9 protein-coding genes and 1 pseudogene are annotated in these 14,614 nt (G+C 61.1%); 2 read left to right on the top strand and 8 right to left on the bottom strand.

Annotation, left to right across the window (positions count from 1 at the left end):
• Positions 1-171: 171 nt before the first annotated feature.
• A complete protein-coding gene (locus ABDJ40_RS00970) occupies positions 172-813 on the bottom strand; it encodes a hypothetical protein (RefSeq protein ID WP_347604895.1) in 642 nt (213 codons plus the stop codon).
• Between the two features lie 54 nt (positions 814-867).
• Here ABDJ40_RS00970 and ABDJ40_RS00965 point away from each other — a divergent pair, with 54 nt between their 5' ends.
• Entirely contained in the window at positions 868-1,869 is a 1,002-nt protein-coding gene (locus ABDJ40_RS00965) for a toll/interleukin-1 receptor domain-containing protein (protein ID WP_347604892.1), read from the top strand.
• Positions 1,870-2,115: 246 nt separating this feature from the next.
• Here the strand turns inward: ABDJ40_RS00965 and ABDJ40_RS00960 are convergent.
• The 6 genes and pseudogenes from ABDJ40_RS00960 to ABDJ40_RS00935 form a co-directional block, all read right to left on the bottom strand.
• Positions 2,116-3,215, bottom strand: a protein-coding gene (locus ABDJ40_RS00960; protein WP_430765600.1) for an IS3 family transposase whose coding sequence is annotated in 2 segments (ribosomal slippage) — positions 2,116-3,005 and positions 3,005-3,215 — 1,101 coding nt in all. Because the reading frame shifts where the segments join, the coding sequence is not laid out codon by codon here.
• Between the two features lie 74 nt (positions 3,216-3,289).
• Positions 3,290-3,853, bottom strand: a pseudogene (locus tag ABDJ40_RS00955) (transposase); the annotation flags it as partial.
• Between the two features lie 286 nt (positions 3,854-4,139).
• Positions 4,140-5,318: an SAVED domain-containing protein gene (locus ABDJ40_RS00950; protein ID WP_347604889.1), complete on the bottom strand. Its 1,179-nt coding sequence runs from the start codon at positions 5,316-5,318 to the stop codon at positions 4,140-4,142.
• Positions 5,245-5,793 (bottom strand): Mov34/MPN/PAD-1 family protein, encoded by a 549-nt coding sequence (locus ABDJ40_RS00945; RefSeq protein WP_347604886.1) that lies wholly within the window; start codon positions 5,791-5,793, stop codon positions 5,245-5,247. Before ABDJ40_RS00945 ends, ABDJ40_RS00950 begins: the two co-directional genes overlap by 74 nt.
• Positions 5,790-7,523, bottom strand: coding sequence for a ThiF family adenylyltransferase (locus ABDJ40_RS00940; RefSeq protein ID WP_347604883.1), 1,734 nt, complete (start codon positions 7,521-7,523; stop codon positions 5,790-5,792). The genes ABDJ40_RS00945 and ABDJ40_RS00940 overlap by 4 nt, the downstream gene beginning before the upstream one ends.
• Positions 7,520-8,608 carry a nucleotidyltransferase domain-containing protein gene (locus ABDJ40_RS00935; protein WP_347604880.1) on the bottom strand — a complete coding sequence of 363 codons (1,089 nt, stop codon included), beginning with the start codon at positions 8,606-8,608 and terminating at the stop codon, positions 7,520-7,522. The genes ABDJ40_RS00940 and ABDJ40_RS00935 overlap by 4 nt, the downstream gene beginning before the upstream one ends.
• 121 nt (positions 8,609-8,729) lie before the next feature.
• On the opposite strand from ABDJ40_RS00935, the gene ABDJ40_RS00930 reads away from it, so the two are divergent.
• On the top strand, positions 8,730-9,683 hold the full coding sequence (locus tag ABDJ40_RS00930; RefSeq protein WP_347604877.1) for a WYL domain-containing protein: 954 nt from the start codon (positions 8,730-8,732) through the stop codon (positions 9,681-9,683).
• Between the two features lie 445 nt (positions 9,684-10,128).
• Here the strand turns inward: ABDJ40_RS00930 and ABDJ40_RS00925 are convergent, their stop codons facing one another.
• Positions 10,129-13,320 (bottom strand): glycosyltransferase, encoded by a 3,192-nt coding sequence (locus ABDJ40_RS00925; RefSeq protein WP_347604874.1) that lies wholly within the window; start codon positions 13,318-13,320, stop codon positions 10,129-10,131.
• Between the last annotated feature and the right edge of the window lie 1,294 nt (positions 13,321-14,614).

Genomic DNA, 14,614 nt, shown 5'->3' with positions numbered 1-14,614 from the left:
AGGCTCTTTGGTTGAGCGCAACCTTGGCACGACAGGCAGCACTGCAGCGGGTGCTGCCGCTCGCTGGCGCGCCCTTACTGACTGCTTTATCAGCACTACCGTCCTTCGGCCGGCATCAATAGAAGCAAGACTCGGCTGTAAATGTTGAGGGTCACGCGGTCGCGGAGCTGTCTACGGAAAGACTCGGCGCATCTGGTCCTGCATGTCCTTGCAAATCGTTTCGAGATCCCCAACATTGCTCGCGTGACGTAACGGCCATTCCAGCATTTCCCGGCGGAGTTCCCGCGCTGATGGCTGTCCGTACTTATGAAACTTCAACATGCGGAGGCCTTTGGCGTTGACGAGCGAGGCGGTGACCCGCATCTTGCCGTTGATGCCACCGGCGCTATAAAGGTTCTCAACCAAAAGCCCAAAGTGCGGAAACGCGTTCTCGATGTTGTCGGGCACTCCGTCAATATGCGTGAGTACCGTTAGCCGAATTCCCGCGAGTACGTGGCCATCGTGCTGGAACTCGGTAGTCCATTTCGGCTCGGCCCACTCGTTCGTAGCCGCGATGCCTTCGAAGACTGTGAACGAGGCGCCACCCATGAATCCCGACCACCAGTCGCCATGCCCCGTTTGGCCGGCGCCCTGTAGAAGGGCCTGCTGTAGGGCTTGCGCTTTGAGGTCAGGAGCGTGAGGCTCATCGGGTGCGCACTGGAGGACAAGTGCGGGAACGTCGTCCAATCCGTGGTCGGCCATGAAGTTGCGAAGCTTCCTGACAAACGGCAAGCGCTCAGGTGTATCCAGTGCCGGTTCGAGGCTCGTTAACATTGGCTCCTCCCAAAGACTTAGCTCCGCCGGCGAGGCCGGCAGCGGCAACTTACCATGGCTCGCGTTTTTGTTTCATACAGTCATGTAGACCAAGGGCTTCGAGGCCAGTTGGACGTCCACATGGCGACGCTCAAGCGGCAGGATGTCATTGAGGTCTGGACGGACCACTGCATCCGACCGGGCGAGCCATTCGATTCCAAAATATCGGCCGCCCTTGAGGCAGCGGACGTCATCCTTCTTTTGGTCAGCCCTGATTTCCTGCATTCAGACTACTGCGTCACCATCGAGATGCAGCGTGCGCTGGAACGTGCGAGGGCAGGTCAAGCTCAGGCAATTGCCATCATCCTGCGTCCATGTGACTGGCAGTCCTTGGAAATTGGCCGTCTGAAGGCACTACCGACGGATGGCGTGCCAGTGGTGAAGTTCCCAACGCTTGATGATGGGTTCCATGATGTCGTCAAGCACCTCCGTGCAATGTTGACGAAGCCTGCACCGGCGCACCCCTTCGCTCGGCACGAGGCTCGCGTTGCAGGGCCCAATTCCCAGCAAGGAGAGGGCCTCGAGGCAGGGATGTCGCCCCTTGCGCAGGCGCCACTCGCCCGCCGCTCCAGTAATCTCAACATTCCGCGTCATTTCACGGACCTGGACCGTTCTGAGTTTGTCAAAGAGGGGTACGAGTTCATCATGGAGTACTTCACAAACTCGCTCAATGAACTTGAAGCGCGAAACTCCCATATCCAGACTCGCATTCGACCTCAGACTGCATCGTCCTTCGTAGCGACCATTTTCAGCGACGGGAAGAAAGTGGCGGGCTGCGGCGTTCGCCAGGGCGGATTCGTTGGGAGCAATGGCATCAGCTATGTGGCCAACGACGACCCGCACCAGTCGAACAGTAGCAATGAGTCGCTAAGCCTAGTTGACGACAAGTACAACCTTGGCTGGCGTTCGATGTTCGGGGCGGCGTTCTACGGTCGCGGGTCGAACTCGCCGATGACGCACGAAGGGGCGGCGAGCCATCTGTGGGATATGTTTGTGAGTCCACTACTACAGCATTAATAGGTCCGGAGCTAAGCGTCGAACTGCGCGATGTGGGGTGGCGATACGAGTTACCAGGTTTGAATTCAGCGGCCATCGAGCTAGTTCGACAGAGACCGGATCGGTCAGCCAGATCGGCTCGGCTGCAGCACTTCACAAGAATACCTGGTATCGAATGAACAGCGGTCATACGGGACGTTGCCCTTCGAACGTCGGGTGACCTGCCCCCTCCCGCCGTACCACCAAGGCGGAAGTCCGGGTTGAAGGTTACTTGATCTCTTTGCCTGAAGCCGGTGGTGGCGAGTTCTTGCTGAGATGGCGCTGCGCAAACTCCGCCGGAGGGATTCGGCCCAAGCTACTGTGCGGCCGCACCTCGTTGTAGTCCTGCCGCCAAGCCGCAATCGTCGAGCGCGCCTGCGGCAGGCTTTCGAACCAGTGCTCGTTCAAGCACTCGTCGCGGAACTTGCCGTTAAAGCTCTCGATGTAGCCGTTCTGCATGGGCCTGCCTGGCTGGATCAGGATGTGCCGCACGCCATGGGATTGCGCCCAGGCGATGAAGGCACGGCTGGTGAACTCCGGCCCGTTGTCGGTACGCACCGCGACGGGATAGCCCCGAAACATTGCGGCCTGGTCCAGCAGCCGCGTCACGTACTGGCCCGAGATGCCGTAGTCCGCGGCGATGTCCACGCACTCGTGCGTGAAGTCATCGGCCACGGTCAGGCACCTGATGCGCCGCCCATTGGCCAGGCTGTCACTGACGAAGTCCATGCTCCACACCTCGTTGACGCGCGAGGCCAGCGCCACCGCCAGCGGCACGCGCTCGCTGAGCGCGCGCTTGGCCTTCTTGCGCTTGCGCACGGCCAACTGCGCCTGGTTGTACAGGCGATAGACCCGCTTGTGGTTCACACCGGGGAAGTCCAGGCGCAGCAGATCGTGGATGCGGCGATAGCCGAAGCGGCGCCGCACCTGCGCGATCTCGACGATCCTGGCGCTGAGCCGCTGTGTCGCTTCACTGGGCACCGGCGGGTTGCGATAGCTGTCCCTGGAGAGCCCCACCAGGCGGCAGGCGCGTCGCTCAGACAGGTGATGCACGGAGATCATCCTGGCTGCCGCTTCGCGCCTGGCCTGCGGGGCTAGGGCTTTACGCCGAAGACATCCTTGAGCGCATGAATGTCCAGATGCGCCTCGGCCAGCAAGCGCTTGAGCTTGGCGTCAGTCGCCTGCATGCCGCCAAACTTCGCGCGCCACTTATAGAACGTCGAATCGCTGAAGCCGCCCTGCCTGCACAGCTCCTTGACCGGCATGCCTGCTTCGGCCTGCCTGAGGAAGCCAATGATCTGCTCCTCGGTGAATCTGCTCTTCTTCATGTCCATCATTCTCCTGGTTGATGGACTTCACTACCTTTACGTTGGTACGGCTGGGAGGGGGCAGGTCACTCCACCGGCTGTGTCCGGCCGGCCGTCTCCAATGCATCGAGGTAGCGCTGGATGCTCTCTTCCAGTTCACGTTCGCGACGCTCGATCTTGCCTGGCGTGTAGTTGCGTTCGCGGTTATTGACCGCCTTGAACTTGCTGCCGTCGACGGCCACGACAGCCTCGGTGAACAGCTTCAGTTCCCGGCACAGCATCACGAAGCGGCGACAGACGTTGCGGATGCCTTTGCCGTTGTCCCGACGGAAGTCCGCGATGGTCTTGAAGTCGGGAGCCAGCCTGCCAGTCAGCCACATCAGCTCCACATTGCGCTGGCATTCGCGCTCAAGACGCCGGCTGGACTGGATGCGATTGAGGTAGCCGTACAAGTACAGCTTCAAGAGCATCGACGGGTGATACGAGGGGCGACCCGTCGCAGCAGGCCTCGCCCCATCGAAGCCCAGCGCTGCGAGGTCCAGCTCGTCAATGAACACGTCAACGACCCGAACCGTGTTGTCTGTGTCAATGAAGTCGTCCAGGCACTCTGGCAGCAGCGTGACCTGGTGCCGATCCTCTCCCTCGATGAATCGCTTCATGTGGCAGCCCTGAGTGGCGTTCCCACAATCTAGGCAGCATTGCGCGCAATCCAAGGAGGGTTTTCACACAGCCTCCAGCGGTTGCGGTCCTTGGAGTTTCAAAGCTCAACGGCCGATAGCTGCCGTTCAAGGATTTCTCTGAGCGTTGCACGCTGCAAGTCTCGCGCCAATGCTATGTCTCGGGGTTAGGCCCCTTTGGCGACTCCTTACACGCTGGGTGTTCAACGGCTTGCTAGTGCTCACCCGGCCTTGGCGCGGAACTTGGCCGTGCGACCCTTACACGTCACTACTTAAGCCTCAGCGCCGGCTTCCACTCAGGTGCCTGCCACTCCCAGATATGAATCTCTTCGAACGCCTTGGGCAGCATGGTCCTACCGATCTCGATGCTCGCTGACAGCGGCGTCGCCGGGTGCACGTGGAGGATCCGAGCACCCGCGGCGAAGAGCTGCTGAAGGAAGGCGTTAAAGCTTGTGCGAAACTGCTGCACGTGCGCTTCCTTGCGGATGATGCCGCGGTTAGGTGCAAGGGCTTGGAACTCGACGACGTCCCGGCCAACGGGATGCTGAGCCCTGCCTGAGATGCTGATGACCACCGACACCTCACGAGGCAGCGTGGGCGGCACGGTGAAGATATAGCTAGGCTCGGGGCACGTATCACGGGTGTCCCAAAGCCACTTCTCTCCAGGCAGGTCCATGACCGCCGCTGGCGTCTTGTCGCCCACCAGCGCCCCCAGCTTCATCAGCATCGGAATCGGAGCGAAGCCGGCAATGCTCAAGTGGGCGGCCCCTCCTCGGGCGACAAGCTCAGGCTTGATGCGCTGCTCATACTGCTGCGCCAGCGCGCGCTGTGCGCCACCCCAGAAGTCGGGTTCGTTGTCCTGCAAGAAGAAGTTGCTCTGGTCAATATGGACCGCGGTAGCGGTTGGAAAACGCTTGAAATCGCTGTTCGTCAGCATCGCGTAATGGATGTCACGCACGTCGATGACGGGCACGTGGGCGCCGACTGGGAACGACATCACCACGGGCATGCTTTCCTCCACTCCTGTCGCCGAATATATGCGCTCGATGCGGACCTCGTGCTCACGCTTCATAGCGCGCAGTTGTTCAGCCGTGAACTCGTTGCTCTGGCCGTGCCGGTCGATGCGAGCATGGCAGTCAAAGCAGGCAAGCATGAGGTTGTTGGGGTCTGCCGCCAGCTTCTCGGATAGCCCCGGAACGCCTCGGGCACCAGCGGGGCTGTCGGCAATGATGTGCGCGTACTCCCCGACCACGCTCTTAGCCTTCTTGGTGAGAAAGTCGCGGTCTACAGGCTTGCAGCATCCGCGGAATTCACAGCGGCCGGCCGCTGCAATCCAGAGGTCACGACGGACTGGCGCTGAAATGTAGGCGCGCTCAACGGTCCTTGTCGCCGCCGACGCGGGCGCTGGGGCGGCGGCCAGACTCGCCGTTGCTATAGATTTGAGCATTCTTGTTCTCCAACTTCAGTTCGCGATAGGTGCCTCGGCGGCTTAGCGTCCAGATCCGGATGCAGTCGGTGCCGACGATGGGGAAAAACAGGCGGTCACCCTCATAGGTGTCGCCGGCCACGGCCCTCTGCCAGTCGCGCTGATCGACGCCAGATGGCGTGGGGTCTGGCTCCGGATGCGTGTGCCAGAGCCCCAGGTAGGCGGATGTGCTGTTCTCCTCCAGCCATCGCTGGCGCGCCAGCAGCTCGTGCTTGGAGGACCTGAAGAAGCCATACCTGCTGCGACGGTCACTGCTTTGGGGGGTCGACACCTCGTCGACGACAATATCGCGCGAGTCCAGCAAGTGCCGACCAAGAAGAACGCCGCCAGCCTCACGGTCCCCTGAGCGATGCTGCGCGAATGCCTGCATCTGCTTGAGCGCATGCTCGACGATGATGAGTCGCTGCTTGGGCGTGACGCGATAGACGAGCTTCACGGCGCCGGCTCCTTGCGCGCGCGACAATGCGGGCACGGGCGCCCAAAGACCTGCTGGGTTGCAACCTCCTCGGAGGTGGTCCGCGCGAGCCGGAACCAGGGAGTTGTGCGCAAGCCCTGCTCAGCGGCGGCCTTGCCTTCGCCCACCCAGAACTTGTAGGAGGGCCGGCGCGCCCCGGCTCCCGAGCCCACTGCGCTCATGGCGGACAGTATGTGTTCCGCTGCCATCAAGCCAGTGCGCCGGGACTGAAGCGCGCCGTACGGCACGAACGCGCCCGAACACCCAGTGAGATTGCGAGTGACCGGCTGGTTGGGCTCCAGGAAGGCCGTGCGCGACGCCAGGGAAGGCTGCCCCTCGTCGTCGCGGTAGGCGCAGTTGAGGCACCCCTCTCCCTTGGTCCACATCAGCAACGAATGGCCGCCGAGGTCGAGTGCTTCGAGCCAGGTGAACACCACCGGAAGCTCAATTGCACGCCCCTTGAGTGCCCGCGAAAACGACCGCTCGATGGACGGAGATCCAAATGCAAGGACGATGCCGTCGTACTGGCTGAGGTCAGCAGTCTTGAGCCACGTCTGCGCGGCTGTAGGAACCGCAGTGACGTTCAAACCCGGATAACGCAGCTCCAGCGCCAACTTCAGTGCAGTCGGTTTGTCCAGGTCGATGTACATCGGATCAAGGACGTGTCGAAACACGTTGTCTGCCGCGTACTCATCGGGGTCCACCACCGTGAGCTTGCCGACGCCCGCCGCAGCCAGCGTGTCCACAACCACGGAACCCACAGCCCCAACGCCGAGAACCGCGATGTGCTTCTTGAGCAACTCGAGCGAAGCGCCCCCGCGTTCGCGCATGAAGGCCGGCGTGCGCCGCCGCATGGTCAGCGGCGTCACCGGACCCTTTGGGTCGACGATGCCGCGGCTCGCGGTAAAGGACACCCCCACCAGTGAGCGCCCGCCGGCCTGGCGGGGAACCGATACCAGCAGCGCCAGGCGCTTCGGCGAGTTCTTCGACGCCCCGACCAGCTTGTCCCAGAGCACCAATTGATCGGACGACATGCGCTGCAGGACATCGGCGATGAAGGCGGCCGTGAGCTCACCCGGCTTCACCGGCGGTAGTCCAATATGGTCCAAGTGGACGTAGAGCGTGCGGTGAGCTTCGAGCTTGTTCTTCTCTACCTCCCACGGGAGCTTGGCGTCGCGCTCCAGGAAGTACCAGGTCGGCTTTTTAAGGCCGAGGTGGGGGAAGCCCTTGAGCAGGCGAGCGACGCCGTCAATCTCGAAGTACGCCCGGCCGCGAACCGACCGCGGCAGGCCCCGCCAGTACCCTTCCAGCTCGTTGAAGAACTCCGCGTAGCCAGCAGAAGCGTCTGCCGCAGAGTTCTCCAGCAATTCGTATGACTTCATCGCCGCATGCGCGACGATGTCGGCAGGACGCTTGGGATCCAGTGACAGCCCTTGCTCATCGTCGATACAGACATATCCGCTGTAGCTGACGTGGGCCAGTAGAGATGTCGGCGGGTCTGTGGTCACCGTCGGCAGCTGCAGGTGTTCCTCTGCGCAGTCGACGTAGACCTTCCACCGGTGCGTGCCGTTCAGTTCGATCGCCAAGACGTTGGAGGTCGAGCTCGCCAAGCGCGCGACCGCGACGCCGCGCAGCGCGAACGCGGCAACCACTGCCGCGAAGGCCGCGTCGACCTTCGCGGTGTCGACCTGAACTGCAGCGGCCTCGATCAAGCGGAATTCCCGGTGCTGATGACCGCAGCCGAGACCGCCTTGGCCGTCTCCGACTTCTCGGGCACCTTGAAGTCGTCGCCGAACTGCTTCCTCAGCAGCTTGCAGGCGTCCTCGGGCAGTTCCTCGTCGTAGGCTTCGCTCAGTGCGTCGCGCAGCGACTCGAGCTTCTCCTTGAAGGTCTTCATCTGCGCTGCCGTGCGCTTAGCCATCAAGTCGGTATACGGCGCCACCGGCAGCATCACCTTCAGGCGCTTATGCATGCCGTCGGCTTGGCTCCAGTCATAGGTGAACTGTCCGAGCATCGCCTCCACCCAATTCAGCATCGCCAGCAAGTCGACGGGCTTGCCGGAGTTGTTGAAGTTCGGCTTGAACCACTTCAGGGCCGCCACCGTCAGCGCGATGCTCAGCGGCGCGCCCGAGCCCGTGAACTGCCACTGGCGCCAGCGCTTCAAGTAGCGGATGCAGCGGCGGTACTGGGCGAGTTCATCAGAGTCGCTGAAGGCGCCGCAGACTAGCTTGGTGAGAGCTTTGGGGTCGGAAACCTCCCAAATGCGGTGCTCTGCAGCGGAATTTTCCTTGCCCTTGGCCAAGTACAGCGTGCCGTTGGCGTCACGGGAGTAGACGGCCAAGTCGACGTGATACGCGACCTCGCCACCGCTAACGTAGTTCACAGTGACACACGGGCGGCGAATGAGCACCGTGCGGAAGTTGGTGTTGACGGCGTCCCGCACCTTCTTCTTGAGCAACACCGGATCGGGGTACTTGTCCTGGTCGCAATCGAAGATGAGGCCGACGTCGATGTCGAAGTTGCCGTCGAGCGGCACGACGCCCGTGTGCATGGAGTAGCTGCCCTGGTTGAAGTTCGTGAACGTGGGCACGTCATCACCGAGGTTGGCTTTCAGCGCCTTGACGATGGTGTCGCGCTTCTCGCGCAGGGTCGCCTTCTCATCGTCTTCATCGAAGCAGATGGCGCTGTGGAAATCTTCGAACTGACGCTGGACTGCTGGCATCTTGGCCTCCTTTTCTTTCGAGAAAAGCCAAGACGCGAGACCTGCGAACAACCCGATGGCAATCAGGGGGTGCATGTACTTGACGAGGTGGCCGGTGGAATGGGCCGCAGTGCGGCAACGACTTATGATCAGTATACATGATCATTTTGATCAGCATAGATGTGATTTTTTACAGCCACATGTCGCGCAGTCAGATATGATCGATTCGATGAAACGTGCAGAGAAGCGTTCGCAAGCACTGGCGAGCCTGACGAAGACTCAGCGAGAACGGCTGTCCCATATTGACTTCAAGCTTTACTTCCTTGGAGAGCTGCGACGGGCCGATGTCGTCGACCGCTTCGGAACAGGACCTGCTGGAGCCACCCGCGATATCGCTCTATATCGAGAGCTGGCGCCGGAGAACCTTGAGCTGGACAACTCCGACAAGGTCTATCGACCCACCCAGGCTTTTGAGCCCCTGTTCCAGCACAGCGCACACCGCGTGTTGACAGCCCTTACTCAGGGCTACGGTGAAGGCCTAGGTGAGCTATTGGGTGTCGAGGTTTACCCGATGCTGCGATGTGAAGTACCGTCTTCTTTGAGCCTTCCGAAGACGTCGGTACTGGCACCCATCACCCGCGCGATCCATCGAGGCAAGGCTGTCAAACTTCGCTATACGTCTATCGACAGTGGCCGCACCGAGCGTGAGCTTGTCCCAGTAGCCCTTGTGGACAGCGGGCTCCGCTGGCACGTGCGCGCCTTTGACCGCAGGAATCTGCAGTTCCGCGACTTCGTGCTGACACGGATGGAGGAACCGATGGTTCTAGAGGATAGCGTCGTGCAGCGCGAGGAGACGGCTGAGTTCGACCTGCAGTGGAGCCGCATCATTGAGCTGGAGCTGGTGCCGCACCCCCAGCACACGCGGCCTGAGGTTGTCCTCATGGACTACCCCTTCGCCGAAGATGGTGTGCTTCGGGTTCGTGTCCGCGCGGCCAACGCAGGCTACATGTTGCGTCGCTGGTCCGTGGACTGTTCTTTAGACCATCAGCTGCGAGGCATGGAGTACGCACTGTGCCTGCGCGACCCTCTCGTCCTGTATGGCGCAAGCAACGCACACCTGGCGCCGGGCTACAAAGACCCACGATCGGACCGCGAAATTAAGGCGCTATAACGACAGCCAGTCATCAGAAAGCGCCCTCCACATGAAGGTCTTCATGTTGATCTGCCGTGCCAAACGCTGCATTGCCCTGGCTTCCCCGACTACTGCGACATTCGAACTGTGTAGGAAGTCCTGGGGTATGCGGATGCGCCAACAACCTAGAACTACACCCGAGCTCTCAAGGTAGCTGGCGGCGCAATAAGAAGCGCCCTGAGCTACCGACCCGAGACCGAACCGCTGGAAAGCAGCCGCTGGCGAAGGTCAGCACCCAGCCTGATCCAGCCCTTCACATGGTGGCAGCCAGGTCTGCAGCGGTTGCCGTCATCAGCGGTCAGCCGCCGAATTCACGCTGCCCGACATGAAGCAGTCACCGGCGCACCAGGCCTGCTGAGGACCTCAACGACCGGCGTCGAGGGCACTGCGGTTGACCCATGCCGACTTCATCGTCTCGCGGGGATCAATGCCAATCTTTGAGTGCCGCTGCTATAAGTCCGGTAGACGCTGCCTCCCACGTGTCGCCGGCCAGCAATTCCTTGAGGCTCATGGTTCGGTCGAAAGCGGCCTTCCGATCTCGAAGAACGAAATCGATCGACTTGCACCACTCCTCAGCGGACTCGTTGGCGTCATCCACGGTCCTGACAACGTACTGCCGCAGGTTGCTCGCAGCTAGCGTTTTGGTCCTGAGGTACTCGGCAAATCCACTCTTGTTGCTCACCAGGATCGGGATCCCCAGTTGAAGCGCCTCCAAAGCCACAAGGCCGAACCCCTCACGCCTCGACGGCATTAACAGCACTGCTGCACGCCGCAAGTCATTCTCGATGGCGTCCACGTCGGCGGAGTACTCCTTGACCCGGATCGGGAGGTCGCTGGGATAGATCAGGCCCCGCAGTTGCTCTCGCAACGCCGTGCCGGTGTTGATCGGTGCTCCACGAACAACCAGCTCAGGCTGGGTCTCAAACTCTGACCCTGATTCCAGCAGCTTGGCCATTGCCAAGGCCGCAATATCCAAGCCCTTCAATTCCAGGTCTTCCGCGCGGCCTAGGACGAGGCAGAAGTTGCCGGGTGCGGGGTTGCCAACAGTGGCGGAGCGGATGCCCGGAATGAATTGATGCACTGGGATGGGAGGTAGCAGCGTAGACAGCAGATTGCTGAACTCCAGGTGTAGGCGCGGCCCCACGGCAGCAACGAGGTCCGCACCTTTGCAAAGCCCCAGCTCAACCTGTTCTCTGGCCTCTGCGGTCTGGGCGGCATCCTCTTTTCCCTTGTACCACTCGATCTCACCAGGTGCCATGTGAACGAAGTGGATGCGCTTGGCGCGACGGTAAGAATCTTCCTGCTGCGCCTTGGCCGCGTGGCCCGTGATGCGACCATGTCCGATGATGACGTCTGGTGCAAACCTGTCCAACGGAAGCTTGCGAAGCAGCCCACCCAGCGGATCACCGACGCTCACGGGGGACGCGGCTACAAGCCTGACGCCTGCGTCCTGTGCAGACTGCAGCTCATCGTCAACGATTGCCGGCACAACGCACACCACCTCGTGATTGAGCTTGGCCAGCGAACAGCAGAGTTCCCTGTTGAATGTAGACAGCCCACCTTGCCGAGCGATCCACTCCGTTGCCATGACAAGGATCTTCTTGCTTGGGGAATTCTTCTTCGGTTGCGGCTTCACCTGCTGTTTTGCCGATGCTGGCTCCCGGGAGGGGCGGGAAGGTTCCACGGTGGTCACCGCCAACTCTGCCGATCCTGCGTTGCTGGCTGCTACCACGCGCTGAATCTCACGTAGCGCGGCGGTGTCTGCTTCGTCAAACGTGTTCTCGGCCGCAGTTTGGCGAAGTAGCTCTGCAGCCTCGGCAGCGCGTCCTTGCTTGATCAACGCCTGTGCCAATGCCCTGGCGATGGAGATGAGATCGTGCTTCGGCGGAATCCGCTGTAGTCCTTCCTTCAGCAGGCCGATCGCGGTGTCCGGCCGATGCTGTTCCTGATAGATGTCAGCGGCCTTGAGGTACAGGGCCGCGAGGTTCTTCTCTGCAGGAACGTTGAGGATGCCCTCCTGCAGCAGGAGCAGGGCGTCCTCCGCTCTTTTTGCGCCCACCAAGAGGCCGGCTCCAAAGTGATACAGCGCGAACCTCTTATCCTGAGACGGCACCGAGTCAAGCGCCTTGTAGACGGCGTCGATGGCTCCGGACCTTTTGCCCACCTGGTCGAGAAGTTGCGCCAAGAGTACCCAATGGTCAGCTGGCGCCCTGCGGCTCGATGTGGCCTTGCGCGCATGGGCAATCGAGGTCTGCAAATCTCCGGCGCCTTTGCGAGCCCGAAGGCACCTCGCAAGGAAGTAGTGCAGCCCGCCAGGACCACCGTCTTCCAGGAGTATGGTGAGGATGCCAATGCGTTCGTTCAGAACCTCGGGGTGATCGGGCACCGGCGCATTGCCCCCGAGGTCACGCGCCACGTCCAGCATCTGGATAAGCAGTTGCCTCAGATCATCGACACGTCCCGCATGGAAGAGGTGATATCGGGCCTCTGCGAACGAGTTGACCAGGCGCGAATTGAAGCCGCTAGCGTCCACCGACTTCAGCGGGCGCGCGTAGTAGTCCGCAGCTCGCGAGTGCGCTTGCCTGAAATCGGCCTCATGCTCCTTGAGATGAGCCAGGCCAATCTCGCGCACGACGGGCTGAATCGAGTACCAGCCTGCTGTTTGCTTCAGAAGGAAATGCGAGACAAGGGCGTGAGCGAGTTGCCTGCTCTCGGTGCGCTTGCCGTCAAGAAGCAACTGGAAGACGGCTTGCTCGAAGTTCTTCCGGTGGACGCTCAACATCAGCAGGCGCCTATAGTGCTCGGCACTGAGGCGAGAGATCGAACGCTCCAGAAGGTCTGCCTCCAGCTTCTTCAGGAAGTCCCGCGACACGCTGCGATCTTCGACGGACCAGAAGCCAGGGTGCCGTCCAATCACCTCATCGAGTGATTCGAAAGCGAGTGTAGAGACGAGGGTCTCGATCGCGCGAGGATTTCGGCCAAGCGCTTGCACCAGATCGGACTTCCGCTCATCATTGACGGCCTCAGGAAGCTCGGCCTCGGCCAATCGATCGTCGAGCAGAGATACCGCCTCTTCGACGTCCAGCTCATCGAGCCTTTTGATAGGGATCTCGGCCGACCAACGACCTTCAACCAGCAGCCGGTCGCTGAGCAGCAATAGCCGCCCTACGTGGCCCCGTCGCGATCCTATCGACGCGAGGACGGCTGCCAGCTCGTCGGTTGGCTCACCGGAGTCAGGCTTGAACAGCCTCTGTATGTCATCTACGACGATGAGAACCTTATTTCTCAGCGCCCGGTCCAGAGCCTTGGGCAGGCTCATTTCCTCGCCAAGCAACATCGCCTCCATCTCTGGTTGATGGCAATGGCTGCTCAGATTGGCGGCGAGATCGATGAACAGATCTGTCAGTGACGGGTCAAGACGGTTTGAGACCTCTTCGAAACAGGACTGAAGGCTGTACTTCTCTCTAGCTGCTTCACAGAGGTCACCTGCTAGGGCGGTCTTCCCTACGCCTGGAAATCCCTCAATGAAGCAGATCGGGGGACCACCCGGAAGCCAGGTGCCAGTCAGCCAATCCAAAAGCTTATGCCGCTGCGCACCGAATGCATTTTTGTACATGCTTCACTTTCTTAGTCCCTGAACTAGTCCGAAATAGTAACGGCCTACCTACAGTAGTTGCCCACTGAAAACGGCAGTGCTTCCACTTTCCTTGCGCCGGTTGCCCACTTGCTGATGCTGTCGCGGCATCAACAGCGGGTCATCGCTTGGACTTGGTCGTTCAAGCAGGTACGGGGCGAGCGCTACTGCCTCGAGCGACTGGCTCGGTTGACGAAGCGGACGGTCAGGCGTCGCGAGCCCGAGTAGCCGGTTCTGAAGATAGCGGCCGCTCAAGCCCTGAATGGTGAGCGACTGAGGTCAGCCTGAAGCTGCCTCTGCCAGCCTAACGCAGCAATGCAGCGATTGCGACCCGTTGTTGCGTCGGGTTGACCTCACGCTGGTCGCCATCAAGCGGTCGCTAGCCCGGACGGCAAGCGTGCCCACGGAGGTCAGCTATGCGAGGTGCAGTGGTCGTTGGCGCTGCTCGCGGTCACCAAGGCCAATCCGATGACCGCTCTTTCCGGCCATGAATGGTGTCCACCTGTCTCGTTTGGTGGACACCATCCTGGCTGGACCAGCCTCAAAGTTCAAGATGGGTTCGCCGGACGCTTACCTTGCGGGCTTCGGTCATGCCGGACGGTGAGATGCGAAGGTTGGCATTGAGCGTCCCGTATCGCGCTAGCCCGCGCATCTGCACGACAGCCCTCGCCGAGCCCCGCCGTCCGGCGGGCCGGGGCCTATCCCGCAAGGCGGGTCAGTGCAGTTCACGGAGCAACCGTTGGAACGTAAGCGGCCAACTAACACATCTTGAGCTGAGCGCATGAACCTGGCAGGACGCCGTCAATCCTGCCCTGCCGTTTCTGTGGGTCAGCGCTGCATCGCCAGCCGCCGTTTCCCACGCGGGCTCTTCGATTGGCGGCTAACGCGAATCAGAGATGCTGCGGCGACGCAAAAGTTCTGGTTCCAGTTCTAAGTACAGCGATGCTTGGAACCAGTGGTCAGGGCCACCTTCGGTATCCAGTGAATGCACCCAACGACCGATTTCTTCAGCCGGCGGAGCACTGTCGCGAGCAGTGGCCCAGAGCTGTTCGCGCAAGAGCTGGAGTTCAGTGTTGGTCATCTTGGCAAGCGACACCGGAACAAAGCCGCTTGAGATCGCGGGAACCGATGGCTTGCCCTAACGCAGCAACTGCCGCCAGCGGTGCACGACATTGGCATTGATGTCGTGGCCCCGGGGCCACCTTCGCCACCGAGGCGCCTGGCGCTGCGCATTCGGCCAGCACCTGGGCCTTCAATGCCTCGCTGTACGTCCTTC

The sequence above is a fragment of the Roseateles flavus genome, assembly GCF_039872765.1.
GTDB classification, from domain to species: domain Bacteria; phylum Pseudomonadota; class Gammaproteobacteria; order Burkholderiales; family Burkholderiaceae_C; genus Roseateles_B; species Roseateles_B flavus.
Note: the sequence above shows the minus strand (reverse complement) of the source record. Positions and strands in the feature narration are given on the sequence as shown.

What these genes read in the sequence shown, in the direction of transcription:
- ABDJ40_RS00935 (WP_347604880.1), bottom strand. Translation starts at nt 8,608, where the DNA reads ATGCACCCCCTGATTGCCATCGGGTTGTTCGCAGGTCTCGCGTCTTGG.
- ABDJ40_RS00925 (WP_347604874.1), bottom strand. Translation starts at nt 13,320, where the DNA reads ATGTACAAAAATGCATTCGGTGCGCAGCGGCATAAGCTTTTGGATTGG.
- ABDJ40_RS00930 (WP_347604877.1), top strand. Translation starts at nt 8,730, where the DNA reads ATGATCGATTCGATGAAACGTGCAGAGAAGCGTTCGCAAGCACTGGCG.
- ABDJ40_RS00965 (WP_347604892.1), top strand. Translation starts at nt 868, where the DNA reads ATGGCTCGCGTTTTTGTTTCATACAGTCATGTAGACCAAGGGCTTCGA.
- ABDJ40_RS00970 (WP_347604895.1), bottom strand. Translation starts at nt 813, where the DNA reads ATGTTAACGAGCCTCGAACCGGCACTGGATACACCTGAGCGCTTGCCG.
- ABDJ40_RS00950 (WP_347604889.1), bottom strand. Translation starts at nt 5,318, where the DNA reads ATGCTCAAATCTATAGCAACGGCGAGTCTGGCCGCCGCCCCAGCGCCC.